Origin of the sequence: Archangium primigenium, from assembly GCF_016904885.1 — a bacterium.
GTDB classification, from domain to species: domain Bacteria; phylum Myxococcota; class Myxococcia; order Myxococcales; family Myxococcaceae; genus Cystobacter; species Cystobacter primigenius.
In genome coordinates, this window is record NZ_JADWYI010000001.1 from 7,371,027 (window position 1) to 7,396,529 (window position 25,503).

Consider the following 25,503-nt stretch of genomic DNA (forward strand, 5'->3'; position numbering starts at 1 on the left):
CCACGGATCCACTCTCCTAGAGAAAAAAGAGAACGCTCATGATTGGCAACAACGACAGGAATTCCTCCCGCGGCGGTGATCGCGACCGGGGTGACCGGGACGCGGGCCGGGGCGGCGCCGGTGGTGACGACGAGAAGCGTGGCGGTGGCCGCGGCTTTGGCCGCAAGAAGGTCTGCCGCTTCTGCGCCGAGAAGAACGCCAAGGTGGACTTCAAGGATCAGGCGACCCTGAAGTACTTCGTCACCGAGCGCGGCAAGATCATCCCCCGCCGCATCTCGGGCAACTGCGCCAAGCACCAGCGCGAGGTGGCGGTCGCCATCAAGCGCGCCCGCGGCCTGGCCCTGCTCCCCTACAACGCGATGGTGGGCTAGCAGTCCCCCCACCTCCACACCGGAGACATCACTATGAAGGTCATTCTTCGTGAGGACGTCGCGAACCTGGGCAAGTCCGGGGAGCTCGTGACGGTGAAGGACGGCTTCGGCCGCAACTACCTGCTGCCGCGCAAGCTGGCCGTGCTGGCCAGCGAGCAGAACGTGCGTCAGCTCGAGCACGAGCGGGCCGCCATCGCCGCGCGCAACGCCAAGCTCAAGGGCGCCGCCGAGGAGCAGTCCAAGAAGCTGGGCGCCGTGAAGGTCACCATCCGCCGCAAGGTGGGTGAGCAGGACAAGCTCTACGGCTCCGTCACCGTGCTGGACATCGCCGAGGCGCTCGCCGCCCAGGGCCAGTCGGTGGACCGCCGCCAGCTGCACCTGGCCGAGCCCATCAAGGCCACCGGTCAGTACGAGGTGGAGCTGCGCCTGCACCGCGACGTGACGGCCAAGATCAAGGTCGAGGTCGCCGCCGAGGCCTGAAACCCTCGCGCCGCGTGAAGTTCCAGGGCCGTCCGGGACATCCTCCCGGGCGGCCCTTTTCTTTTCCCGCCCGGCCGCGAGCCCAAGCGGGCAACCACGGGCGCACGTCAGGGGTGAGGGACAGGATTGCGCGACACCCCTGTAGCGCGGAGACTGGCCCAGGACCCATGGACAACATCCTCGACATTCGGACAGGTGGACGGCGCAGTCACGAAGACCTGGCCGCGGAGCGCGCCGTGCTGGGCGCCGTGCTGGCGGACAACAGCATCTTCGCCAGTCTCGCGGAGGTGGTGAGCACCGACGACTTCGCGGCCCCCGCGCACGCGCAGATCTTCGCCGCGATGATCAAACTGGACGGCTCCTCGCGCCAGGTCGATCACCTCACCCTCGCCGAGGAGCTCAAGGTGCTCGGCCAGCTCGCCGCGGTGGGCGGTCCCGCCTACCTGATGAGCCTGGATCAGGTGGTGCCCGTGCCGGGCAACGCCGTGGCGTACGCGAAGATCGTCAAGGATCAGGCCCTGCGCCGCCGGCTCGCGGGCGTGGGCCGGGAGATCCAGGACCTCGCCAGCCAGGAGACCGGCGAGCTGGACGTGCTGCTCGACGAGGCCGAGCGCAAGGTCTTCCTCCTCGCCGAGAAGAAGCGCGAGGGCGACCTGCGACCCGTGAGCGAGCTGATGGAGCACACGCTCGATCTGCTCGACAAGATGAAGACCGCCACGACGGGCATCACCGGCCTGTCCACGGGCTATGTCGACCTGGACAACCAGCTCACGGGCCTGCACGCCGGCGAGCTCATCATCCTCGCGGCGCGTCCCGGCGTGGGCAAGACGTCCTTCGCCATGAACATCGCCACGCACGTGGCGCTGCAGGAGGAGGCCAAGGCGGCCGCCATCTTCAGCCTGGAAATGCCCGCGGATCAGCTCCTCATGCGTCTGCTCGCCTCGTGCGCGCGCGTGGACATGAAGAAGCTGCGCGGCGGCCGGCTCACCCCCAACGACGAGGAGAAGTTCCAGGAGATGGCGGGCCGGCTCTACAACGCGCCCCTCTACATCGACGACTCGGGCGGCCTGTCCCCGTTCGACCTGCGCGCCAAGGCGCGGCGGCTCAAGCAGCGCGACCCCCGGCTCTCGCTCATCATCATCGACTACCTCCAGCTCATGCACCAGAAGGGCAAGGTGGAGAGCCGTCAGCTGGAAATCTCCGAGATCTCCCGCGCGCTCAAGCAGCTGTCCAAGGAGCTGGAGGTGCCCATCGTCGCGCTCTCGCAGCTCAGCCGTAAGGTGGAAGAGCGCAAGGGCGGCAAGCCCATGCTCTCCGACCTGCGTGAGTCGGGCGCCATCGAGCAGGACGCCGACGTGGTGATGTTCATCCACCGCGAGGATCAGGGCGAGGGCGAGGGCGGCGCCGGAGGCGGCGGCGGTGGCGGGGGCGGCGGAGGGGGTGGCATCACGGCCATTCCCGTGCAGCTCGTCATCGCCAAGCAGCGCAACGGCCCCATCGGCGACATCGACCTGGTCTTCCTCGCCGAGTACACGCGCTTCGAGAGCCGGGCGCGCATGGAGTAGCGGCGCTACACGCGGCGCTACACTACGAGCGAGACCTGGACGCGCCGCCGGCCCTTGTCGAGCTGGCGCGCCAGGGACTCGGGCGTGTCGCCGGACTCGCTCCAGGCGTCGATGGACTCCAGCTCCCACGCCTCGAGGATGCCCTCCCCTTCGTAGCCCGGGATGAAGCCCTCGCGCAGCGCCTGCTGGACGCCCCGGAGCGGCCCCACCACGACCACGTCGCCCAGGCCGAAGAAGCGCAGCGGCGTGCCGCACGTCTCCAGCGCCGCGTTGAGCAGCGCCAGCACCGCGTTCACGTTGAAGTACTCCGAGATGTCCTGGAACGTGACGCCATAGCGTCGGCCGTCCAGGGTCAGGCGCAGCGTGTAGCGGTGGCCAGGTCCGCCCGCCTCTCCCCCGCTCGCGCGCACGTCCCCCGCCGGATCATTCTCCCCGGGGAGCACCTGGGTGAAGCGGGCGCCCTCCAACCAGGGGGACACGAACGGTCGCAGGGCCTCCACGAGGCCCGAGTGATCCACGGGGTACGCCCCCGCCTCGGGCTCGAAGCCGTAGCCCCGGCCCAACCGGATGAAGGTCTCGTCCCAGTACTCACGCCGGAGGGGATTGGCGGGCGGAACGGGACCGGTGAGATGCAACAACTCGCGCAGGCGTTGTTCGTCGGGAATGGCCATGACTCCTCACCAGCTCGGCCCTCCCTTGTGCCATGGCGGTCTGACGTCGCTCAGCGCCGGTGTTCCCGCGCCTTCTGCACGAGCAGCCGGTACACCCCCACGCTCACGGGGATGGTGTGCAGCATCAGCTCGGGGTGCCACTGCACGCCCACGGCGAAGACGTACTGCGTGGACTCGATGGCCTCCACCACGCCGTCCGGCGCCACCGCGCTCACCAGCACCTGCTCGCCCGTCTTGTTCACCGACTGGTGGTGCGTGGAGTTCACCATCAGCTGGCCCCGGCCGAGCGCCTCCGCCAGGAGCGAGCCGTCGCGGATCTCCACCGGGTGCTGGGGCTGGGAGCGGTCATGCTCCTGGGTGTGCCCGTGCGCGCCGGGCACCTCGCGGCCGATGTCCTGGAACAGCGTGCCCCCGAGCACCACGTTGAGCAGCTGCATGCCCCCGCAGATGCCCAGAACCGGCATGTTGCGCTTGAGGGCGCCGCGCATCAGCGCGGACTCGAACGCCGTGCGCGACAGCTTCAGCGGCCCCAGGCCCTCGCGCGACGTGTCGCCGTAGGACTCGGGGGGAATGTCGAAGGCGCCTCCGGTGACGAGCAGCCCGGAGATGCGATCCAGGTAGGCCTCCACGCACGCCGGGTCGTCCACGTAGGGCAGCACTAGGGGCAGGCCCCCCGCGCGCAGCACCGCCTCCGCGTAGGCCGCCTTCAACTCGTACGCGGCGAACGGCGCCTCGGGCCGGCTGGCGCTGAAGTCCGGGGTGATGCCGATGTTGGGCCGGCGGGGCGCCTGGCCATGGGGTTTGTGCGTCATACGCCTCCATCCCGGAGGCTAGTCCCTTGCGTGCCCCTGTCAAAAGCAGCGGCCAGCCGCCGCACCCGCTCGGGCACGTCCGGCGCGAGCAGCGCATCCGAGGCCACCGCCGCCCCATGCGCCCCCGCGGCCGCGACCTGGGCGATGGTGTCGAGCCCCACGCCGCCAATGCCCACCACCGGCAGGGGGCTCGCGCGCACCACCGCCGCGAAGCGCTCGAGCCCCAGCACCGGCGCGTTCACCTGCTTGGTCGTCGTCCCGAACACGGGCCCCAGGCCCACGTAGTCCGCGCCCGCGTCCCGGGCGGCGCGGGCCCCGTCCGCGTCCCGCACCGTCACCCCCACCACCCCTCCAGCCCCCAGCAGGGCGCGGGCCGCCTCCGGGGGCAGGTCCTCCTCCCCCACATGTACCCCGTGCGCCCCGGACAGCAGGGCCAGGTCCACCCGGTCGTTGAGCAGGCACACCGCCCCGGCCCGTCGGCAGGCGGCCACCACCTCCCGCGCCACGGCGAGCGCCTCGCGCAGGGGCGTGCGCTTCATGCGCAGTTGCATCACCCGCGCCCCTCCCTCCAGGAGCAGCTCCGCCTTGCGCACGAGGGGCAGATCGGGACGGAGCGTGTCATCGCACAGGACGTACAGTCCTCGGGGAAGAGGAGGCGTGGGGGGGGCGTTCATCGGGTCCGGGTGCGGTAGGGGGTAGGAGCGGCGTTGACAGGGGGGAGCCCTGCTATAAGGTGGCGCGCCCTTTTCCAAGAGATTCCGAGGAGTTGAACATGGCAGACCCGGTGAACCCCAAGTACCTCGACAAGCGCACCACCGAGCGCTACCAGCGCAGCGGCCATGTGTCCGAGGAGGACTACAAGCGCCACATCGCGGGCCTGGAGGACATCGCCGAGAAGTCCGTGCCCGTGGAGACGGTGATGCAGGACGAGGAGTACGACCTCGACGACGAGGACGACGAGGACGAGGACGAGGACGACGCGCAGGACGACGAGGACGAGGATTCCGACTCGGCCGGGTGATGCCATGAGCGAGGAGAAGCGCGGAGAGACCTTCGTGATGCGGGGCGAGTCCGTGACGGGCGCGCCCGAGGCCCCCATCACCTTCAGCACCTTCCTCATCGGTCTGGCGTCCAGCGCCCTCATCCACCTGGGCGAGGCACCCAACCCCGAGACGGGCAAGTCCGAGCGGGATCTGGTGCTCGCGCGCCAGAGCCTGGACCTGCTGGGCCTGTTGCAGGACAAGACGCGGGGCAACCTCACCACCGAGGAGAAGCAGCTCTTCGACAACCTCCTGGCCGACCTGCGCCTGCGCTTCGTGGAGGCGAACAAGCGGTGACGCGTCCGGTGGAAGCCCCCCCTCCGAGCCTGCCCCGCGGCCTGCGGGTGGCGGCCATCGTGAGCCTCCTGTTCTCCGCGCCCACGGGCTTCCTCGCCTTGAGCGAGTCCCTGGGCCTGGGGCAGCTCGAGGAGCACCGCGAGGCCGCCAAGAACAGCCCTCCCCCGTCCTTCTCGCTCATGGGGGACCCCGCCATCGACGCGCGCATCACCCAGGCGCAGTACAACGCCCTCGCGCCCCACCGTGAGTCGCGGGCCCTCGTGCTCGGCATGCTCTCGGTGGTGTGCGCCTTCGTCTTCGTGTCCGCCGGCCGGCTGCTGCGTCCGGACGGGCTGCCGCTCGAGCGCATGCGCCGCATGCTCGTGGTCTCCACGATCGCCGCGGCCGTGCTGCGCACCATCGACGGCGCCCAGTGGGCCGTGGTCGCCCGCCGCATGGCGCCCACCCTCGTGGAGGCCATGAAGGGCATGCCCGCCTTCCAGGGCCCGAATTCCGCCGAGGAGCTGGGCGTGGTGACGTGGCTCATGCCCGCCATCTCCATGGCGTTCACGGCCGCGGTCGCGGGCGTCTTCGCCCTGCTGGGCCAGTACTTCCAGAGCGACACCGTCCGCCACGCCATCAGCGCGCAGGACGGAGCCCTCACGGAGGAAGAGGACTAGCCGCTCAGGCGGCGATGCCGCGAAGCAACCCTTCCAACAGCGTGTCCGACGTCGCGTCGTCCAGCGCCACGCGCGTCGTCGGCAACAGGCGCAGCCGCAGCAACTGATCGCGCTCCACGCCGAACACCCACGCCAGGTGCCCCAGGGGCCAGCGCGACTGCATCCGCGCGAACGCCTGATCGTCGAAATCACCGTCCGACGACTCCGGCAATTCCACCTCGTTGTACATCAGCCGCTCGCCCCCCACGTGCTGCCCCCGGCCAAAGGCCTGCACCTCCTCATACTCCTGGGGAAGGTACACGTAGGAGTGCACGGTCACCCCCGCCGAGCGGGACAGGGCCCGGGCGAGCGCCTGATGCCCAGCATACCACCGCGCTCCGTCACGGCCCTCGGTCAGGGGGCTCTCCAGCGCCAGGCGGACGATCTTCCGCCGCTCGTGGATGGACACCGCCAGCACCGTGTTCGCGGGAGCGCCGTCTTCCAGGAGCGCCTGCCGGGCGAGCGCCGGAAGGCTCAGGCGGCCCAGGGATTCGACTCGAATGAGGTAACCGCCGTGCGCGTCCAGTTGGTAACCCCCCGGAAGGTGGGCCGCATATACCCGGACTGCCCCAGGGAGGCAACTCCAGGCAACCCGGAAGACCCGGGGGCGAGCGGGCGGGCGCCAGGATCCGCGCGGGGGGTGAAAAGGCCCGGGCCGGGCGTCCTTGCCAAGGGTGTTCGGGCTCTTACGTTGGGGCCATGCGACTCGACAAGTACACGGTGAAGGCCCAGGAGGCCATTCAGGAAGGCCAGTCTCTGGCCCGGCGTGCCGACAACCCGAACTACGAGCCGGAGCACCTCGCGGCCGCTCTGCTCGGACAGAAGGACGGCATCGTCGAGCCGTTGCTGCGCAAGATCGGCGTGGACGTGAAGCTGTTCGGCTCCCGGCTGGGCGAGGCGCTCCAGAAGCTGCCCCGGATGCAGGGCGGCGAGAGCGCCATGCTCAGCCAGCGGCTCATGAAGGTCTTCGACAAGGCGGAGGACGAGGCCAAGGGCCTCAAGGACGACTTCGTCTCCAGCGAGCACGTGCTGCTCTCGCTCACCCAGGACAAGGGCAGCGTCGGCGAGGTGATGAAGTCCTCGGGCGTCACGCGCGAGCGCGTGCTCTCCAGCCTCAAGGAGGTGCGCGGCTCCTCCCGGGTGACGAGCCAGGACGCCGAGTCCACCTACAAGGCGCTGGAGAAGTACGGGCGCGACCTCACGGACGCGGCCCGCGCGGGCAAGCTCGACCCCGTCATCGGCCGGGACGAGGAGATCCGCCGCTGCATCCAGGTGCTCAGCCGGCGCACCAAGAACAACCCGGTGCTCATCGGTGAGCCGGGCGTGGGCAAGACGGCCATCGCCGAGGGCCTGGCGCGTCGCATCGTGGATGGGGACGTGCCCGAGGGCCTCAAGAACAAGCGCCTGGTCACCCTGGACCTGGGCGGCATGGTGGCCGGCGCCAAGTTCCGCGGCGAGTTCGAGGAGCGCCTCAAGTCCGTGCTCAAGGAGGTGGCCGACTCGCAGGGGGAGATCATCCTCTTCATCGACGAGCTGCACACGCTCGTGGGCGCCGGCAAGGCCGAGGGCTCCATGGACGCGGGCAACATGCTCAAGCCGGCGCTCGCGCGCGGCGAGCTGCACTGCCTGGGCGCCACCACGCTGGATGAGTACCGCAAGCACATCGAGAAGGACGCGGCGCTCGAGCGGCGCTTCCAGCCCGTCATGGTGGGCGAGCCGAGCGTGCACGACACCATCAGCATCCTGCGCGGCCTCAAGGAGCGCTACGAGGTGCACCACGGCGTGCGCATCCAGGACTCCGCGCTCGTGGCCGCGGCCAACCTCTCCAACCGCTACATCGCCGACCGCTTCCTGCCGGACAAGGCCATCGACCTCGTCGACGAGGCGTGCAGCCGCCTGCGCATCGAGATCGACTCCATGCCCACGGAGATCGACGACATCCGGCGCAAGAAGACCCAGCTGGAGATCGAGCGCGAGGGCCTGCGCAAGGAGACGGACCCCCACTCCATCGAGCGCCTGGCGGCCATCGACAAGGAGCTGGCCAACCTGGGCGAGCAGTTCACCGCGCTCAAGGCCCACTGGGACGCGGAGAAGCAGGCCATCGCGGGCATCCGCGCATCCAAGGAGAAGCTCGAGAAGGCCAAGAACGACGAGGCCTCGGCCGAGCGCCAGGGCGACTTCAACAAGGCCGCCGAGGTGAAGTACGGCATCATCCCCGGGCTCCAGAAGGAGATCGAGCAGCAGAACGCCAAGATGGCCGAGCTGCAGAAGAGCCACCGCTTCCTCAAGGAGGAGGTGGACGCGGAGGACATCGCCCAGGTGGTGGCCAAGTGGACGCACATCCCCGTCTCCAGGCTCCTGGAGGGCGAGGTGCAGAAGCTCGTGCACATGGAGGATCGGCTCGCCAGGCGCGTCATCGGCCAGCGCAGCGCCATCGAGGCGGTGAGCAACGCCGTGCGCCGGGCGCGCTCGGGCCTGCAGGATCCCAACCGCCCCATCGGCTCGTTCATCTTCCTGGGCCCCACGGGCGTGGGCAAGACGGAGACGGCCAAGGCGCTCGCGGAGTTCCTCTTCGACGACGACACCGCCATGGTGCGCATCGACATGTCCGAGTACATGGAGAAGCACGCCGTGGCCCGGCTCGTGGGCGCGCCTCCGGGCTACGTGGGCTACGACGAGGGCGGCCAGCTCACCGAGGCCGTGCGGCGCCGTCCGTACACCGTCGTCCTCTTCGACGAGATCGAGAAGGCCCACCCGGACGTCTTCAACATCCTCTTGCAGATCCTCGACGAGGGTCGGCTCACCGACAGCCAGGGCCGCACGGTGGACTTCAAGAACACGGTCCTCATCCTCACGAGCAACATCGGCTCGCAGGCGCTCCAGGAGGGCATGGCGGGCAAGGAAGAGCTGGACGAGGCCACGCGCAATGACGTGCTGGGCATCCTGCGCCAGCACTTCCGGCCGGAGTTCCTCAACCGCGTGGACGAGATCATCCTCTTCGAGCCGCTGCGCAAGAAGGACATCCAGCGCATCGTGGACATCCAGGTGGCGCGCCTGCAGAAGCTGCTCGCGGACAAGCGCCTGACCCTGGAGCTCACCGGGGCGGCCGAGTCCGTGCTGGCCGAGCGCGGCTACGATCCCGTCTACGGCGCGCGTCCGCTCAAGCGCGCCATCCAGAAGTTCCTGATGGATCCGCTGGCGCTCAAGGTCCTCAGCTCCGAGTTCACCCCGGGCGATCACATCCGGGTGGACGCGGGCAAGGACGGGCTCACCTTCGGCAAGGCGGAGATCGCCCGCGCCTGAGCCCCCGTCGTGACAACGCCCCGCACGGCCGAGGAGCCGTGCGGGGCGTTTCGCGTTCCCAGCCCTTGGTTTCCTAGCCCTTCACCGCGCCCGCCGTGAGGCCGGACACGATGCTGCGCTGGAAGATGAGCACCATCGCGATGAGGGGCACGGTCACGACGACCGAGGCCGCCATGATGAGGCCCCAGGGCAGCTCGTACTGGCTCGCCCCGCTCATCAGCGCGATGGCCACCGGCACCGTGCGCGCCTCCTGCGACAGCGTGAAGGTGAGCGCGAAGAGGAACTCGTTCCACGCCGCGATGAACGCGAGCAGGCCCGTGGTCACCAGCGCCGGCTTGAGCAGCGGCAGGAAGACGTTGAAGCAGATCATCCACGGCGTGGCGCCATCCACCACCGCAGCCTCCTCCAGCTCCTTGGGCAGCTCCCGCATGAACGTCGTCATCACCCACACGGTGAAGGGCAGCGTGAAGAGCATGTAGGAGAGCGTCAGGGCCGGCAGCGTGTTGTACAGGCCCAGGGCGCGCACGAGCTCGTACATGCCCGAGAGCACCGCGATCTGCGGGAACATGGACACCGCGAGGATCATCAGCAGCAGGAGCGAGCGGCCCCGGAAGCGGATGCGCGCCAGGGCGAAGGACGCGGTGACCGCCAGGAAGAGCGACACCAGCACCACCGACGTGGCCACCACCACCGAGTTGAAGAGGTTCCTCCCAAAGGGCTGCTCGGTGAACACCGCGGTGTAGTTGCTCCACGCCGGCTGCCGCGGCCAGGCCTCCACCACGAACAGCGCGCTGCCCTGCTTCAGGGAGGACACCACCGCCCAGTAGAAGGGAAAGAGCGTGTAGAGGGTGATGACCGTCACCAGGAGCCCGAAGCCGAGCTTCTTCAACCAGAAAAGCGCCTGTCTCATGCGGGCTCCTGCGCCACCGAGTCCCGCGCCAGCGCCATGTAGAGGATGGTGAAGAGGGCGATGAGCCCGAAGAGCAACGACGCCGCCGCGGCCCCGAGCCCCAGATCCTGGAACTCGAACATCTGCTGCCGGGCGTAGACGGCCATGGACATGGACTCGCTGCTGTTGCTGGTGAGCACGTAGAACAGGTCGAACACCCGCAGCGCGTCCAGCACGCGGAAGATGATGGCCACCATCATCGGCCCGCGGATGAGCGGCAGCGTGATGCGGAAGAAGACCATCACGGGGTTGGCGCCATCCAGCTTCGCCGCCTCGTACAGCTCCTCGGGGAGGATCTGCAGCGCGGCCAGCAGGAGCAGCGTCATGAAGGGCGTCGTCTTCCACACGTCCACGGCGATGATGGCCACCATGGACAGCTGCGGATCCACCGTCCAGGCGATGGGCCCGGAGATGAACCCGGCCGACAGGAGCATCTCGTTGATGACGCCGTAGACGTCATTGAACATCCAGCCCCACATCTTCGCGGACACCACGGTGGGAATGGCCCACGGCACCAGCACCGCCGCGCGGAGGATGGCCCGGCCGCGAAAGCGCGTGTTGAGCGTGAGCGCGATGATCATCCCCAACACCGTCTCCAGCGTCACGGACACGCCCGTGAACAGGAAGGTGTTGCGCACCGAGCGCCACCAGTCCGAGTCCCCCCAGACGGTGACGAAGTTCTCCAAGCCCACGAACTCGGGCGGCGCCGGGTCCGCCAGGCTCGCGTTGGTGAAGGCGAACCAGAACGTGCGGAACAGCGGCCAGCCCGCCACCGCCGCCAGGACCACCAGCGTCGGCAGCAGGAACAACCACGCCGCGCGCACCCGCTCCCGGGCCAACTGCGAGCCCGGTGCGGGGGGGGGGGCAGCGGAGGAATCAGGAGCCGGTGAAGCGCTGCCCGTCATGCTCACCACTTCCCCTTCTTGGACATGTTGGTCAGCTTCTTCTGCAGGTCCTTGAGCTTCTCCTCGGGCTTGCCCGTGCCGGAGAGCACCGAGTGCACGGCGTTGCGGAAGTCCGAGCTCACGCGGCTGTACTTGGCCCCGGTGACCTTGGCCGGACGCGCCACGGCGTTGGTGAAGGTGTCCAGGAGCGTGCCGAAGAACGGGTTGGCCTTGAGCACCTCGGCGTCCTTGTAGAGGCTCGTGATGGTGGGGTTGAAGGAGCCCTGGATGGCGCGGCGCTTCTGCTCCTCGGAGCTCGTGAGGTACTTCACCAGGTCCGCCGCCGCCTTCTGGTGCTTGGAGTACTTGGACACCGCCAGGTTCCAGCCGCCCAGCGTGCCCGAGGACTTGCCGTCCGCGCCGCCCTTGGGCAGCGCCACCACCGCCACCTTGCCCTTCACCGGGCTGTCCGGCGCCTGGGACAGCGCCCACGCGTAGGGCCAGTTGCGCATGAACACCGCGTTGCCCGACTGGAAGACGCCGCGCGCGCCCTCCTCCTCGTAGTTGAGCACGCCCTGGGGCGAGATGGTCCCCACCCACGAGGCCGCCGTCTTGAGCGCCAGCGCCGCCTTGGGGTTGTCGATGTTGACCGAGCCGTCGTCCGCCACGATCGAGCCGCCCCCGAAGGAGTCCACCCACTCCAACGCGTTGCACGTGAGCGTCTCGGCCGCCTTCGCCTCGAAGACGAAGCCCACCATCTTGTCATTGCCCGCCTTGCGCTCGGCGTCCTGCACCACCTTGGCCGTCGCGGCCAATTCCTCCCACGTGGTGGGCGCCTTCTGTCCATGCTTCTGCAACAAATCCGAGCGGTAGTAGAGGACGCCCGCGTCGGTGAACCAGGGCATCGCCACCAGCTTTCCGTCCACGGTGTTGTTCTTCACGATGGCGGGAAAGTGTTGCTGCACCACGTCATCGGAGATGTATGGCTTCAAATCGATGAAGTGCGCGCCGAGGATGCCCGGCCAGATGATATCCACGCGGAAGACGTCGATGTCCGAGGAGCCGGCGGACAGTTGCTGCTGAAACACCGTGAGCTGCTCACTCGCGTCCGTGGGGCCGCTGACCAGCTTCACCTCGTTGCCGGTCTTCTTGGCCCACGCCTCCGAGCCTTGCTTGCACAGCTCGAACTCCTTGCCCACGGTGCCACAGGAAATGGCGACCGTCTCCGCGGCGGACGCGACGGCGGGAACAGACAGGGCGGTGGCGAGGCTCATCGCGAACAGCACATGACGCATGGGGGTTCTGCCTCCATTGGGGGGGTAAAAGTTGGCGCGTAGCAGCATCTCTAATTTTCTCGACAAACCCAACAAATTCGGTGTCAGAGTATGTGCAGCAGAGTGCGAATCGCCCTGTAGACCCCTTGAGAGATTGAATCCATGACAGTTGGCAACACCCGTTCTTCGTCGCGCAGCGCCTGGCGTGTTGGTTTGATGCCGTGCGTCATTGCTTTGTCCGCGCTGTCCTCGACGGCGGCTCACGCGAGCCTCCTCTCGGACCGCCTGGAAGTGTCCATGTATGGCCGTGTTGGCACCGCGTGGGATCCGACCACGGGCCGCTATGTCAACGGCAGTCGCATGAACCCCACCGGCAGCGCCATCGGCGGCCGCATGGAGGAAGGCGACTACATGGAGCCGACCATCAAGCTGCACCTGCTCGAGCGCACGGTGGATCCGTCGCAGCCCTACCTCGACTTCGTGCTCACGCCGGCCATGTACATGAAGGCCGGTCTGTTCATGGGCGTCATCAGCGACCGCTTCACGGACGCGCTCGATATCGAGATCTTCCAGGCGTACATGGAGTCGGGAAACATCGGCATCCAGGGCCTGCGCGTGTGGGGCGGCGCCCGCTTCTACCGTGGCACGGACGTGCACATCGCCGATACGTTCTACTTCAACAACCTGGCCGGTCAGGGTGGTGGTCTGTCCTATGGCGATTGGGACCTGGCCATCATCATGAACACCACGACGTCCAGCCCCCAGTATAACTTTGACGTCAACGGGGATGGCGTGCTGGACCTGCGCCGGCAGCGCACGGTGTTCGTCGCGCAGTACGCGCACAAGTTCGAGGCGGGCCACTCGCTGCACGGCCTCGCCGAGTTCCACGTGCTGCCCAAGACGACGGGCAAGCGCGCGGACGGCACCGAGGTGGGCCTCACGGACGACTTCGGCTGGGTGGTGGGCGCCAAGGCGCACCTGGACCTGGGCAACGGCAGCTTCAACGACACGTCCATCCGCTACGGCAGCCGCGCCGCCAGCGGCAGCCGCGCCGGTGCGCAGACGTTCGACTCGTTCGGCGCGCCGGACGCCCAGGGCCGCTACGACGAGGCCGCGGGCATCCAGTTCGTGGAGCACTTCCTCTACAACTTCAACTCGCTCGTCAGCCTCAATGCCTACGGCATGCTGCACTACAACAAGGGCGAGTTCTTCAACGCCACCGCCGGTTCGTACGGCGAGGACACGTCGATGGACTTCGGCGTGGGCGCGCGTGGTGCCCTCTACCTGCACCAGCACTTCCACCTGCTCGGCGAGGCGCACTACGCCGGCCTGAAGCCCAACGTGGGCGACATGCAGACGGTCACCAAGCTGTCCATCATCCCCACCTTCGTGCCGCTCGCGGGCAACAGCCTGTGGAACCGCCCCCACTTCCGCGTGTTCTACACGGCCGCCTTCTACAACGACGCCGCCGCCAAGGCCTTCGCCTCGCCCTACCTCGGCCTGTTCCGGGATCCCACCCGCAAGGTGGGCCACTACGTGGGCGCCCGCGTCGAGTGGTGGTTCTAGCCGTCACCTGAAGGGCTTTGCTGAAGGGTTGAAACACCGAGGGCCCGCGGGCCGGGGACGTTCTCCCGGACCGCGGGCCCTCGGTGCGTGCGGGGCCCGCCCCCGCGCCGCTCAGGTGGCGCGGCCCACGCCCGCCACCCGGCGCGTGAGCACCTTCTGCAAGAGCACGAACGCGAGCAGCATCGCGCCGATGGCCACCCGGGTCAGCCCCGAGCTCATCATGCCCTCGTAGGTGGTGATGGACGTGAGGATGAGCCCCAGCATCAACACGCCCACGAGCGTGCCGAACACCGAGCCCACGCCGCCCGCGAGCAGCGTGCCGCCAATCACCACCGTGGCGATGGCATCCAGCTCCATGCCCACGCCCTCCAGGTGGCTGCCGCTCGACAGGTAGAAGGTCAGCGCCGCCCCGGCGAAGGACGCGCAGAAGCCGCTCACCGCGTAGACGGCGATCCGCGTGCGCCGCACCGGCAAGCCCATGAGCAGCGCGGCCTCCTCCCCTCCCCCCAGCGCGTACACGTTGCGGCCGAAGGGGGTGAACACCGCCACGTACCACCCCACGGCGACGAAGCCGAGGAACAGCACGGCGGTGAGGGGCAGCGGGCCCACCCGGGCCATCGCCAGCGCCGTGTGGCTCGCCTGGGAGATGCCGATGGACTCCAGGTGGATGAGGAAGGCGAGCCCCCGCACGAAGAACATGCCCGCCAGCGTGACGATGAAGGGCTTGATGCCCGTCGTGTGGATGATGGCCCCCATCAGCGCCCCCAGCGTGACGCCACACACGAGCGACGCCGCGATGGCCGCGGGGACGCTCCAGCCATGCTCCATGATGAGCACGCCGATGAGCACGCTGGAAAAGGACATGACGGCGCCCACGGACAGGTCGATTCCGCCCGAGAGGATGACGAACGTCATGCCCACCGCGACGATGCCCAGCACCGCGTTGTTGGACAGGAAGTTGATGAAGACCGGCAGCGAGAAGAAGCCGTCGTAGCGCACGGAGGCGAGGGCGTAGAGCAGCACGTAGACGAGTGCTCCAGCCAGGACGGTGACGTGCTTGCGCAGGAAGTTCACGCGGCCTCCGCGGAGCGCAGCCGCCGGGTCCACCGCTCGAACGCGGGCGTCTGCATGAAGCACACCGAGAGCGCCACGAGCGCCTTGATGATGAGCGTGTGCTCGGTGATGACGCCGCGCATCTGCAGCATGGTGGTGAGCGTCTGGATGAAGGTGGCGCCAATGAGCGAGCCCACCAGGTTGGCCCGACCGCCCGTGAGGCTCGTGCCCCCGAGCACCACGGCGAGGATGGCGTCCAGTTCCAGGTAGAGCCCGGCGTTGGCCACGTCCGCTTCCTTGATGTCCGCCGCGGCGATGAGGCCCGCGAGCCCCGCGCACAGCCCCGAGGCCATGAAGGCGAGGATCTGGATGACGTGCACCCGCAGGCCACTGAGCCGGGCCGCCCGGGGGTTGCTCCCCATGGCCTCCAGGTACAGGCCCGTCGCCGTGTTGCGCAGGAGCAGGCCCACCGTCAGGGCCACCGCCGCCACCAGCAGCACCGGAAAGGGCAGACCCGCCACCGTCCCGTTGCCGATGAACTCGAAGGCGGGCACCTCGAAGCGGACCTTCTGGTCATGGGTGAGCGTCTGCGCCACGCCCCGCCCCATCACGAGCATCACCAGCGTCACGATGATGGGTTGGATGCCCCCATGGGTGACGAGCACCCCGTTGAGGGCCCCCGCCCCGAGCGCCACCGCCAGCGCGCCCGCCACGGCCAGGGGGACCGGTTGCGCGTGCTCCGTCATCAAGAGCGCCGCGACCGCGCCCGACAGCGCCATCACCGAGCCCACGGAGAGATCGATGCCGCCCAGGGCGATGACGAGCGTCATGCCCACCGCCAGCAGCATGACGGGCGCGCCGTTCTGGAAGATGTCCACCAGCGTGCCGAAGAGCCGACCCTCGCGGAACTCGAGCCGTGCGAAGCCCTGGGTGAACACCAGGTTGAAGACGAGCAGCGCGCCCAGCGCCACCCAGGGCCAGAAGTTCCTAGGGCGCATGGCCGTCCTCGCTGGCAATCACCTTCATGACCTCCGGAAGCGTTGTCTGGGACAGCTCCCCCACCTTCTTGCGATCCCGGAACACGGCGATGCGGTGGGACAGGCGCAGCACCTCCTCCAGCGCGGCCGAGATGAAGAGGACCGCGAGGCCCCGGGCCGAGAGCTGGTGGATGAGCCGCTCGATCTCCCCCTTGGCCCCCACGTCGATGCCCCGCGTGGGCTCGTCCAGGATGAGCAGGCGCGGCTCGTAGGCGAGCCACCGCGAGAGGATGACCTTCTGCTGGTTGCCACCGCTGAGCAGGCGGATGGGCTGCTCGACCGAGGGCGTCTTGATGCCCAGCTTCGTCACGAACTCCTGGGCGAGCGCTTCCTGGCGCGAGCGCGACAGCAAGAAGCCCCACCGGCGCTGCACCACCAGCGCGATGTTCTCGCGCACGGACAGCTCCGGGAAGATGCCCTCCGCCTTGCGATCCTCGGGACAGAACGCCATGCCCGCGGCGATGGCCTGACGGGGATGCTTGGGCGCCGCGCCATTGAGCGTGCCGCTCCGGGCATGGTCCGCGCCGAAGAGCAGCCGCGCCGCCTCCGTGCGGCCCGAGCCGAGCAGGCCCGCGAAGCCGACGACCTCTCCGGCGTGCAGCGTCAGGTCGAACGCGGGCACGCCGCGCCGCTCCAGGGCCTGGACGGAGAAGAGCACCGGCCGGGGCACGTCCGAGTGCTCGCGCAACACGGGCTCCACCTCGTCCGGCACCCGGCCGAGCATGTGCGAGACCAGGTCCAGCCGCGACAGCTGGGAGGCCTCGTACGTGCCCACATGGGCGCCGTTGCGCAGCACGGTGATGCGATCACTGACGCGGTAGACCTGATCCAGGAAGTGGGTGACGAACACGATGCCCAGGCCCCGGGACTTGAGCCGCACGATGGTGTCGAGCAGCACCTCCGTCTCGTGGCTGTCGAGACTGGAGGTGGGCTCGTCCATGATGAGCACGCGGGCCTGGGTGTGGACCGCGCGGGCGATCGCCACCAGTTGCTGCACGGCGGCCGACAGGCTGCCCAGGGGCTGGGTCACGTCGATGCGCAGATCGAAGGTGGCCAGCAACTCCTCGGCCTGCCGGCGCATGGCGCGCCAGTCGAGCCCGAACCACCGGCGCGGCGCACGGCCCAGGAACAGGTTCTCCGCCACGGTGAGGGTGGGGATGAGGCTGAGCTCCTGGTAGATGGTGCTGATGCCCTTGTCCTGGGCATCCCCCGGGGAGGAGGGATGGAAGTCGCGACCCTCGAGGGTCAGCGTGCCTCCATCCCGCGCGTACACGCCCGTGAGGATCTTGATGAGCGTCGACTTGCCGGCGCCATTCTGACCCATCAGGGCGTGCACTTCACCCGGCCGGACCTCGAGGTCCACGCCCGTCAGCGCGTGGACCCCGGGAAACCGCTTCTGCACCCCGCGAGCAATGAGGACGGGCTCAGTACTCACGCGAACCGATGACCTGCGCCGCGTTCGTCTTCTCGAAGAGACGGTCGGTGTTCTTGATGAACTTCTCGACCTTCTCACCCGAGCGCACCTTGGTGATGGTGTCGAAGACGAGCGGACCCATGAGCGGGTTGCACTCCACCGTGGCGTTGAGCTTGCCGGCGACCATGGCCTCGAAGGCGCCCTTGACGCCGTCCACGGAGATGACGGTGACGCCCTCGCCCGGCTTCATGCCCGCCTCTTCCAGGGCCTGGATGGCGCCCAGGGCCATGTCGTCGTTGTGCGCGTAGACGGCCTGGATCTGCTGACCGTCGGACTTGATGAAGGCCTCCATGACCTCCTTGCCCTTGGCGCGGGTGAAGTCGGCGCTCTGGCTCTTGACGATCTTCAGCTCCGGGTACTTCGCCAGCACCTCCTCGAAACCCTTCTTGCGGTCGATGGCCGGGGCGGCGCCGGTGGTGCCCTGCAGCTCGTAGACATTGGCCTTGCCGTTGGTCTGCTTGGCCAGCCACTCGGCCGCCATGCGGCCCTCCTCCACGAAGTCACTGGCGATGAGCGTGGTGTAGAGGCTGTCGTCGGTCACCTTGATGCCCCGGTCCACGAGGATGACGGGGATGTTGGCCTGCTTGGCCTGGCTCAGGACCACGTCCCAGCCCGTCTCCACCACCGGCGCGAGCACGATGGCGTCCACCTTCTGCGCGATGAAGGACGTGAGGGCCTGGATCTGCTGGGCCTGCTTGCCCTGGGCGTCGGCGAACTTGAGGTCCACGCCGCGCTTCTCCGCCTCGCCGCGGATGGACTGGGTCTCGGCGGTGCGCCAGGCGCTCTCGGCGCCCACCTGGGAGAAACCCACGGACAGCTTCTTCTGCGCGGCGGGGGCACCGGGCGCGCCCGCCTCGGCGGAGGCCGGGGCCTTGTTCTCGGACTTACAGCCCACCAAAGCGACCAGCGCGACCATCCACATCCATTTCATGCGTATCTCCAGACGACGAACATCGAGTTCACTCAAGACAAAAGAAGCAGCGCCGGACTCAGGGGGAGACGGCGTGGAGGCGCACGTAGTCGAACCGGGCGCTGAAGCCCCTGCCCCCCAGGGACACCAGGCCCACGCGGGCGTTGGTGCCCAGGGCATGGGTCCAGGTGGCGCCCTGGCTCCAGAGGACGCCATCCCGGCTGGAGTACGCCGTGTACGTCTGCTCGGCGCCCCGCGCGCGCCGCACGATGCGCAGCCACACGGTCTCGTCCGCGGGGCCGCCGAACGTCTCGCCGTAGCGGGGGTGGCGCGCGGGCACCGCGGGGCCCACCTCCTTGGCGAAGACGATCTGCCGCGTCTCCCAGAAGGACACCTGCATGAGCCGCACGTAGTTGTCGTCATCCGACTGGATGAGCACGCCCGCCTGCACGTAATTGTGGCAGCAGCTCACCGGCGGCAGGTCGAAGCTCATCTTGGTCTCGACGAGGAAGTCCCCCGCGGGCGCGGGCCGCCACAGCACGGACGCGCTGTTGTTGTTCTCGTGGAGATCCGCGTCCTGCGTGGCGAAGCGCAGCACCCCGTCGCGCACCTCGTAGGACGCCGAGCCGCCGCGCGTCCAGGACCACTCCGCGCCCACCGCGCCGCCGTTGAACTCGTCCGCGCCCAGGAGCGTGCCCGGCACGTCCCGCACCGCGGCGGCGGCGGACGGGTAGCGGCTCTTCTCACCGGCCCGGGCCGCCGGAGCCGGCTGCGCCGTATCCGAGGGGCCCTGCCCGCCCCGCGCCACGGGCCAGCCGTCCACCCAGTCCAGCGCGTCCATCAACAGTTGCCGCTTGGGCGGCAGGTCGCCATTGGGCGCGGGCGCCAGGTAGGGCGCGTTCCGGTCGAGCGCGGGATAGACGATCCAATCCTGTCCTCCCATGTCGGTGAACGCCGTGGGGTGGCCCGTGCCCACCCATGCATTGCCATTGGCGCCGAGCACGGGCGTGCCGCCCACCCGGTTGAGGGTGAGGCGAACCCCATCCCGATCCACGAAGGGGCCCATCGGGCTCTTGGAGCGGCCCGCGAAGACACTGGAGCCCGTCAGGGCGCCATTGCAGCACACCCCACTCGCCGCGACGGCCAGCAGGTAGTAGTAGCCCTCGTGCTGGAGCACGAGCGGCGCCTCGTACCGGTTGGCCACGGTGACCTCCACCTGGGTGAAGGGGTCCGAGGCGAGGCCATCCGCCGAGAGCTCGCGCACCGAGAGGCCGCCGTAGAAGCTCCCGTAATAGATATACTTCCGGCCATCCTCGGCGAGGAGGATCTCCGGATCATACGTCCACCGCCGCGAGTTGCCACAGCAGGGCGCCTCGTGCGGCTCCACCACCGGCCGCTCCGAGACGGTCCAAGGGCCCGCCGGGCTGTCACTGGTGGCGACCCCGATGGCGCTGCCACCCGTCTGGGTTTCCAGGACGGTGAAATAGAGATGATATTTGTGATTGAAGTAGGCGAGCTCCGGCGACCGCAGACCGGACGTGGGATTCGCCCACGAGGGCCGCGCCGTCAGGGCATCCCCGACATACGTCCAGGCGACGAGGTCCGCTGATTTGTGAATGGAAAACAGGTGTTGTCTGTACTCCCGCGACACCTCTCGGTCCTCGTCGTTCCACGGGGCGGGCGCACAGAACAGATACCAGGCGGTGTCCGCCCCCTGCCCCTGGAGGATCGTCGGGTCCGGGCAGTTGTCCACCCGGCCCCCGTCCGCGAGGGAAAGCCGCAGGGGATTGGTGAAGTCTCCGGCCACCGGCGTGGGCGCGGGGGGAGGCGGCGGCTCGGGCTCGGGCGTGGGAGCGGGGGCCGGCTCCTCGATGACGGGCGGCGCGGGCGGCTCGTTACGACACGCCGACAGCGACAGGCCCGCCATCAGGCAGAGCAGGCTCCCCAAGGAACACGAGATCCAGCACGAGGACCGACCTCTCCGCATGACGACTGCTCCCTTTTCAGATGGATGAACGACGACGTGGGGCGCTCGGGCGGCGTCGGGACGGACGCCATGCAGGAGGCGCGGGCATCAGATACACGCGAGGTGGACGTGTCAAGAAAGTCCGTGGCTGTCTGATCATGGTGATCCACGTCTGTTGGCCGCTGACAATGCATTGCGTCAATCATTGACCGGCCAGATCCGCGCGCCATAGTCTGCCGCCCCTCCCCAAGGACATTCGACATGCGCACACGCGGTGGACTCCGTTCCGCGGCACTTCTCTCATGGGCCACACTCGCAGTGCTCTGCCAGTCGGGCTGCACGCAGGACAAGCCCCTCCCCGCTCCCGAAGTGCCCGTGGAGCCGGCCCCCCCCATCGAACCGCCGCCGCCCGTGCCGCCTCCGGCCATCCCGCCCCTGGAGGTGACCAACCCCGTGATCCCCGGCGACTTCGCCGACCCCTCCGTCATCAAGGTGGGCACGGAGTATTGGGCCACGGCGACCTCGTCCGAGTGGGCGCCCCACTACCCGCTGATGCGCTCGCCGGATCTGCTGCGTTGGGAGCAGGTGGGCTCCATCTTCCCGGAGGCCCCCTCGTGGGCCGAGGGCAACTACTGGGCGCCGGAGCTGGCGGAGGATCGGGGCCGCTACTACGTCCTCTACACGGCCCGGAAGAAGGGCGGCCCGCTGTGTGTCGCCGTGGCCACCGCCACCCAGGTCCAGGGGCCGTACACCGACCATGGGCCGCTCGTGTGCGAGGAGCTCGGCTCCATCGACGGCGCGATGATCCGCGACGAGAACGATCGGCTCGTGCTCGTGTGGAAGCTGGATGGCAACAGCCGCGACCTGCCCACCCCCCTCTGGGCGCAGGAGATGACGGAGGACGGCGCGGGCTACAAGCTCACCGGCGAGCGCACGCAGATCCTCCTGAATGACGTGCCCTGGGAAGGACAGCTCGTCGAGGGGGCCCACCTCGTCCGGCGCAACGGCTGGTTCTATCTCTTCTACGCGGGCAGCGGTTGCTGTGGCGTCAACTGCAATTACGGCGCGGGCGTGGCCCGCTCCCGCACGCTCCGGGGTGACTGGGAGAAGAATCCGCTCAATCCCATCGTGAAGAGCAACGCGGACTTCCGCTGCCCTGGCCACGGCAGCATCGTGACGGACACGCACGGCCGCGACTACCTGCTCTACCACGCCTACCGCACCACGGACTCCGTGTACGTCGGTCGGCAGGGCGTGCTGGACGTGATCACCTGGGGCGAGGACGGCTGGCCGAGCATCAACGGGCGCCGGGGCACGGGCGGCAAGGTGTTGGCCACGCCTCCGCCCGTCGTGGAGACCTTCTCCTCCCCTGCCCTCGCGCCGGGCTGGCAGTGGCCCAACAAGTACAAGCCGCGCTTCTCCCTCGCCGACGGCCACCTGACGCTGGCGCCCGAGGCGGCCCGGACCGCCCATCCGCTGGGCGGACTGCTCGCGCGCGCGACGCCCTCGGGGACCTATACGGCCGAGACCCGGGTGGACGTGACGGGCCTGGCCGCGGGCGCCCTCGTGGGCCTCTCGGCGGTGGGCGACGAGGAGAACGCCGTGGGCCTGGGCCTCCAGGGTGACCAGGTGGTGCTCTGGCGCCGTCAGGGCGGCAAGCAGGAGACGCTGGCCTCCGTCGCGGCGCCCGCGTCCGCGGACGGCACCTACCTGCTGCGCATGACGGCGAAGTCCGGGCGCCTGTACCGCTTCGCGATCAGCACGGACGGCACCTCGTGGCTGGACGTGGGACCCGAGCAGAACGGCGACGTGCTGCCGCCGTGGGATCGCGGCATCCGCGTGGGCCTCACCGTGGGAGGCGCCGCCCAGGCCTCCGCCCGTTTCGACTCGCTGCGCATCACCCCGGAATGAGACACCGATGAAGCCTGATGTGAACCCCTCCTTCGCCGAGTTGTTCGGACACCCCGCCCAGGTCGTCGTGCACGCCCCCGGGCGGGTGAACCTCATCGGCGAGCACACCGACTACAACGGCGGCTTCGTGCTGCCGATGGCCATTCCCCAGCGGACCCACGTCGAGTTGCGCCGGCGCGACGACACGCGCGTGCGCGTCTTCAGCGCCAACAAGAGCCAGGGTGGGGCCCCCTCCGAGTACACCCTGGGCCAGGAGGCCACCGGCCAGGGCTGGCTCGACTACGTGCAGGGAGTCACCTTCGTGCTCCAGCGCGAGGGCCATCGGCTCTCGGGCGTCGACGTGCGCCTGTCCAGCGAGGTGCCGCTCGGCAGCGGGCTGTCCTCGAGCGCCTCGCTGGACGTGGCGCTGCTGCGCGCGCTGCGCACCGCCTTCTCGCTGCCCCTGGACGACGTCCAACTCGGGCTGCTCGGCCAGCGCGTGGAGACGGACTTCGTGGGCGCGCCGGTGGGCGTGATGGACCCCATGGCCGCCAGCATGGCGGGGCTCGGCGAGGCGCTCTTCCTGGACACGCGGAGCATGAACCTCGAGCGGGTGCCCCTGCCGCCCGGCGTGGACGTGGTCATCATCAACTCGGGCGTCGCGCACAACCACTCCTCGGGCGACTACCGCGTGCGCCGCGCCGAGTGCGAGAAAGCCTGTGCCCTGCTCGGCATCAAGGAGTTGCGCGATCTGCCCGAGTCGGAGCTCGCCCGCACGGAGTCGCTGCCGGATCCGTTGGGTCGGCGCGCCCGGCACGTCGTGACGGAGAACGCGCGCGTGCTGGCCACCGTGCAGGCGCTGCGTTCGGGTGACGTGAAGCGGCTCGGGCAGCTCTTCTACGCCTCGCACGACTCGCAGCGCCTGGACTACGAGGTGTCCGTCCCCGAGATCGATCTGCTCGTGGACCTGGCGCGCGAGGACGCGGACGTCCACGGCGCGCGCCTCACGGGTGGCGGGTTCGGCGGCTCGGTGGTGATGCTCGCGCGGGACGGCACCGGCGCCGCCGTGGCGCGGAGGATCTGCGAGCGCTACGCGGCCCGTTCCGGCCAGCGCCCGACGATCCTCCTGCCCCAGCCCACCGGGGCCTAGCGCACCAGCAGGTCGGGCCGGAGACGGCCCTCGATGCTCACGGTGGGCCAGCGCGGGTCCACCGTGAGGATCTCCGCCCCGGCGTCGGTGACGACGACGGTGTCCTCGATCTTCGCGCCCGGCAGGGACGGGTTCCACGCCACGGCGTTGTTCGGCTGGAGCACGCCCGGCACGTCCGGTCCCGCGATGGCGTCCCGGGACAGGTAGCCACAGGGGCCGCCCTGGTGGTGGAACGCCTCCGCGCCCTTGCGGCCCACGTCCGCGTAGGCCTTCACGATGGCCGTGTACACGTCCGAGATCGCCGCGCCCGGCCGTGAGGCCTGGAAGGCCGCGGCCTCCACCCGTGCCACGTCCGCCACCAGGAGCCGCTCCACGGGCGTGGGCGCGCGGAAGTAGACGAAGCGCGTGAGGTTGGCGAACAGCCCGTGGCGGCGGCCGCAGAAGACGAGCATCGCGCGCGCGCCCAGCTTCTCGTGGCTCGCGGTGGCATGGCGGTGCACGGGCAGTCGGCGCTCCTCGCCCACCAGGGTCAGCGCCGGGTGGATGCCCCGGGCCCAGAGCGCCTCGGCGCCCGCGCCCGCGAGCTCCCAGCCCGTCCACTCGGGTTTGGCCGCCAGCAGCACCTCGGTCATCGCCTCCGCCGCGTCCCGCCCGAGCGTCCGGTAGCGCTCCAGCTCCTCGGGCATGAGCGACCAGCGCAGGGAGACCAGCTCCGCTGGCAGGGCCTGCTCGCCCCGCGTGGGCCGATCGGAGGCCACGGGCGCGCCCGCGCGGCGCGATTCCACGAAGGACTCGCGCGCGGCCTTGTCCGTCCACGGCGCGGACCAGATCTTCAGGCCCGCGGGCACCTCTTCCTCCTCGAGCCGCGCCGCCTCGATGGCGTCGGTGAGCACCCAGGCGTCGTCCCGGGTGATGAGCACCTCGGCCACGCCCACGTCGGTGGTGAGCAGCACGACGTTGGAGCCGCCGCAGGTGGCCCAGCCGAACCAGTCCACGCCCCGCAGCCGCACCGCGCCCAGCCCCTGCTTCACCAGCACGTCGCGCACGCGCGCCAGCTTCACGTCCAGCTCGCTCACGGCGCACCCCCGTCCTTCTTCGCGTCCCGGGCCGCCGCTTCCATGCGCCGCTGCAGCCGGGGCACCACGTAGGACAGGTCCTCGGGCGCCTTCACCGGCTCGAAGCGCGAGGTGACGGGGTTGTCGCGCGGCACCTCGATGAAGGCCACGGACAGCACGGCCTTCTTGTCGGGGCCCATGACGGCGCTGGCCTCGCTGGTGATCTGCTCCAGCTGGATGACCTCGTGCCCGTCCACCTTCTTCTTCGCCACGCGGTAGGGCACGTCGATCCGCCGGTCGAGGATGGCCGGCAGCGAGAAGGCGATGTTGTTGGTGTTGATGAGCCGGTGCTTGGTGGAGTCCACGTGCTCCACGAGCTGGGGGTGGCCGCCGATGCGCACCGGGGCCGCGCCCACGTCGAGCGTGCCATTCTGGTTCGCGCGCGGCGTCACCTCGATCGTCATCTCGCGGCCGAGCTTGATGTGCAGCCCGATGATGATGGGATCCAACGTGGCGCCCATGTTGTCCACGTTGGAGAAGAACAGGTGGCGCACGCCGCGCTTACGGAGGATGTCCCCGGTGCCGCTCTCGCGCAGGGCCCGGAAGAAGTCCCCGTGGCCCGAGGGCGCGAAGGACAGCTCCCCCTGGGCGTCCCGGAACAGCTCCCAGTTGGGCGTGAGCCGGGGGAGCATGCGCTGCTCGAACAGGAAGACGTCCTCCCCGAGTCCCCGGGGCTTCACGTAGGCCTCGATGCCCTCGTGCGTGAGCGGCGAGGTCATGAGCACCACGGGCACCGAGGCGCCGTGGCGCTGGGCCACCCCGCGGATGTCCTCCAGGCGCAGCTCCAGGAAGGTGCGCTCGCCGAGCAGCGGGGCCAGTGCCTTGACGGCGCCGCCGAAGCGCGTGCCCGCGCCGCCCACGAGGATGAGCATGGAGACCTCGCCCCGCCGGAGCGCCTCGGAGCCCAGCCGGTGGCACTCGTCGTACAGCGGCGTGCCGGGCGCGGGCACCGCCTCGATGTCGGAAGGATCCAACGGGCGATGATCCGCCGCGGAGGG

Annotated in this window: 24 protein-coding genes; 10 read left to right on the forward strand and 14 right to left on the reverse strand. The window is 69.3% G+C overall.

Features of this window, described 5'->3' with window-relative positions; genetic code table 11:
• Window positions 1–38 precede the first annotated feature (38 nt).
• The 3 genes from rpsR (at window position 39) to dnaB (ending at window position 2,416) form a co-directional block, all read left to right on the forward strand.
• Window positions 39–371: a 30S ribosomal protein S18 gene (rpsR, locus tag I3V78_RS30275; protein WP_204492811.1), complete on the forward strand. Its 333-nt coding sequence runs from the start codon at window positions 39–41 to the stop codon at window positions 369–371.
• A gap of 33 nt (window positions 372–404) precedes the next feature.
• The gene (gene rplI, locus I3V78_RS30280; RefSeq protein WP_204492814.1) at window positions 405–851 is read left to right on the forward strand and encodes a 50S ribosomal protein L9; all 447 of its coding nucleotides are present in this window, start codon (window positions 405–407) and stop codon (window positions 849–851) included.
• A gap of 167 nt (window positions 852–1,018) precedes the next feature.
• The gene (gene dnaB, locus I3V78_RS30285) at window positions 1,019–2,416 is read left to right on the forward strand and encodes a replicative DNA helicase (protein ID WP_204492816.1); all 1,398 of its coding nucleotides are present in this window, start codon (window positions 1,019–1,021) and stop codon (window positions 2,414–2,416) included.
• Between the two features lie 17 nt (window positions 2,417–2,433).
• On the opposite strand, the gene I3V78_RS30290 is transcribed toward dnaB, so the two are convergent.
• From I3V78_RS30290 to thiE, 3 genes are read right to left on the reverse strand one after another with little or no spacing between them, the layout of a single operon-like run.
• Complete coding sequence (locus I3V78_RS30290) at window positions 2,434–3,087, reverse strand: hypothetical protein (protein ID WP_204492819.1); 654 nt, start codon at window positions 3,085–3,087, stop codon at window positions 2,434–2,436.
• Between the two features lie 50 nt (window positions 3,088–3,137).
• Window positions 3,138–3,899, reverse strand: coding sequence for a gamma-glutamyl-gamma-aminobutyrate hydrolase family protein (locus I3V78_RS30295; protein WP_204492821.1), 762 nt, complete (start codon window positions 3,897–3,899; stop codon window positions 3,138–3,140).
• The gene (gene thiE, locus I3V78_RS30300; RefSeq protein WP_204492824.1) at window positions 3,896–4,573 is read right to left on the reverse strand and encodes a thiamine phosphate synthase; all 678 of its coding nucleotides are present in this window, start codon (window positions 4,571–4,573) and stop codon (window positions 3,896–3,898) included. The genes I3V78_RS30295 and thiE overlap by 4 nt, the downstream gene beginning before the upstream one ends.
• Before the next feature lie 98 nt (window positions 4,574–4,671).
• On the opposite strand from thiE, the gene I3V78_RS30305 reads away from it, so the two are divergent.
• From I3V78_RS30305 to I3V78_RS30315, 3 genes are read left to right on the forward strand one after another with little or no spacing between them, the layout of a single operon-like run.
• Window positions 4,672–4,920 (forward strand): hypothetical protein, encoded by a 249-nt coding sequence (locus I3V78_RS30305; protein WP_204492826.1) that lies wholly within the window; start codon window positions 4,672–4,674, stop codon window positions 4,918–4,920.
• Between the two features lie 4 nt (window positions 4,921–4,924).
• On the forward strand, window positions 4,925–5,236 hold the full coding sequence (locus tag I3V78_RS30310; protein ID WP_204492829.1) for a DUF1844 domain-containing protein: 312 nt from the start codon (window positions 4,925–4,927) through the stop codon (window positions 5,234–5,236).
• A complete protein-coding gene (locus I3V78_RS30315) occupies window positions 5,233–5,895 on the forward strand; it encodes a hypothetical protein (protein WP_338023785.1) in 663 nt (220 codons plus the stop codon). The genes I3V78_RS30310 and I3V78_RS30315 overlap by 4 nt, the downstream gene beginning before the upstream one ends.
• Before the next feature lie 4 nt (window positions 5,896–5,899).
• Here the strand turns inward: I3V78_RS30315 and I3V78_RS30320 are convergent, their stop codons facing one another.
• Window positions 5,900–6,352, reverse strand: a complete 453-nt coding sequence (locus I3V78_RS30320) for a hypothetical protein (RefSeq protein WP_338023786.1) — start codon at window positions 6,350–6,352, stop codon at window positions 5,900–5,902.
• 281 nt (window positions 6,353–6,633) lie between these two features.
• On the opposite strand from I3V78_RS30320, the gene clpB reads away from it, so the two are divergent.
• Window positions 6,634–9,237: an ATP-dependent chaperone ClpB gene (gene clpB / locus I3V78_RS30325; protein WP_204492831.1), complete on the forward strand. Its 2,604-nt coding sequence runs from the start codon at window positions 6,634–6,636 to the stop codon at window positions 9,235–9,237.
• A gap of 73 nt (window positions 9,238–9,310) precedes the next feature.
• Here clpB and I3V78_RS30330 read toward each other — a convergent pair whose 3' ends face one another.
• The 3 genes from I3V78_RS30330 to I3V78_RS30340 are packed head-to-tail and all read right to left on the reverse strand — an operon-like array spanning window position 9,311 to window position 12,365.
• Window positions 9,311–10,147, reverse strand: coding sequence for a carbohydrate ABC transporter permease (locus I3V78_RS30330; protein ID WP_204492834.1), 837 nt, complete (start codon window positions 10,145–10,147; stop codon window positions 9,311–9,313).
• Window positions 10,144–11,091 carry a carbohydrate ABC transporter permease gene (locus I3V78_RS30335; RefSeq protein ID WP_204492837.1) on the reverse strand — a complete coding sequence of 316 codons (948 nt, stop codon included), beginning with the start codon at window positions 11,089–11,091 and terminating at the stop codon, window positions 10,144–10,146. The genes I3V78_RS30330 and I3V78_RS30335 overlap by 4 nt, the downstream gene beginning before the upstream one ends.
• Before the next feature lie 2 nt (window positions 11,092–11,093).
• Window positions 11,094–12,365: an ABC transporter substrate-binding protein gene (locus tag I3V78_RS30340; protein ID WP_204492839.1), complete on the reverse strand. Its 1,272-nt coding sequence runs from the start codon at window positions 12,363–12,365 to the stop codon at window positions 11,094–11,096.
• Window positions 12,366–12,641: 276 nt separating this feature from the next.
• Here I3V78_RS30340 and I3V78_RS30345 point away from each other — a divergent pair, with 276 nt between their 5' ends.
• Window positions 12,642–13,910: a carbohydrate porin gene (locus tag I3V78_RS30345; RefSeq protein WP_204492841.1), complete on the forward strand. Its 1,269-nt coding sequence runs from the start codon at window positions 12,642–12,644 to the stop codon at window positions 13,908–13,910.
• Window positions 13,911–14,021: 111 nt separating this feature from the next.
• On the opposite strand, the gene I3V78_RS30350 is transcribed toward I3V78_RS30345, so the two are convergent.
• Genes I3V78_RS30350 through I3V78_RS30370 form a run of 5 tightly spaced genes read right to left on the reverse strand, consistent with a single transcriptional unit; the run spans window position 14,022 to window position 20,332 of the window.
• Window positions 14,022–14,984: an ABC transporter permease subunit gene (locus I3V78_RS30350; RefSeq protein ID WP_204492844.1), complete on the reverse strand. Its 963-nt coding sequence runs from the start codon at window positions 14,982–14,984 to the stop codon at window positions 14,022–14,024.
• Window positions 14,981–15,961, reverse strand: coding sequence for an ABC transporter permease (locus I3V78_RS30355; protein WP_204492846.1), 981 nt, complete (start codon window positions 15,959–15,961; stop codon window positions 14,981–14,983). Before I3V78_RS30355 ends, I3V78_RS30350 begins: the two co-directional genes overlap by 4 nt.
• The gene (locus tag I3V78_RS30360; RefSeq protein ID WP_204492848.1) at window positions 15,951–17,435 is read right to left on the reverse strand and encodes an ATP-binding cassette domain-containing protein; all 1,485 of its coding nucleotides are present in this window, start codon (window positions 17,433–17,435) and stop codon (window positions 15,951–15,953) included. The genes I3V78_RS30355 and I3V78_RS30360 overlap by 11 nt, the downstream gene beginning before the upstream one ends.
• Entirely contained in the window at window positions 17,425–18,405 is a 981-nt protein-coding gene (locus I3V78_RS30365; protein WP_204492850.1) for an ABC transporter substrate-binding protein, read from the reverse strand. The genes I3V78_RS30360 and I3V78_RS30365 overlap by 11 nt, the downstream gene beginning before the upstream one ends.
• A gap of 58 nt (window positions 18,406–18,463) precedes the next feature.
• Window positions 18,464–20,332, reverse strand: a complete 1,869-nt coding sequence (locus tag I3V78_RS30370; protein WP_204492852.1) for a family 43 glycosylhydrolase — start codon at window positions 20,330–20,332, stop codon at window positions 18,464–18,466.
• A 393-nt stretch (window positions 20,333–20,725) separates the two neighbouring features.
• On the opposite strand from I3V78_RS30370, the gene I3V78_RS30375 reads away from it, so the two are divergent.
• Entirely contained in the window at window positions 20,726–22,261 is a 1,536-nt protein-coding gene (locus I3V78_RS30375; protein WP_338023787.1) for a family 43 glycosylhydrolase, read from the forward strand.
• 7 nt (window positions 22,262–22,268) lie between these two features.
• Entirely contained in the window at window positions 22,269–23,390 is a 1,122-nt protein-coding gene (gene galK, locus I3V78_RS30380) for a galactokinase (protein ID WP_204492856.1), read from the forward strand.
• Here galK and I3V78_RS30385 read toward each other — a convergent pair.
• A complete protein-coding gene (locus I3V78_RS30385; protein WP_204492859.1) occupies window positions 23,387–24,466 on the reverse strand; it encodes a M24 family metallopeptidase in 1,080 nt (359 codons plus the stop codon). The genes galK and I3V78_RS30385 overlap by 4 nt on opposite strands.
• Window positions 24,463–25,479, reverse strand: a complete 1,017-nt coding sequence (locus I3V78_RS30390; protein WP_239576769.1) for a UTP--glucose-1-phosphate uridylyltransferase — start codon at window positions 25,477–25,479, stop codon at window positions 24,463–24,465. Before I3V78_RS30390 ends, I3V78_RS30385 begins: the two co-directional genes overlap by 4 nt.
• Between the last annotated feature and the right edge of the window lie 24 nt (window positions 25,480–25,503).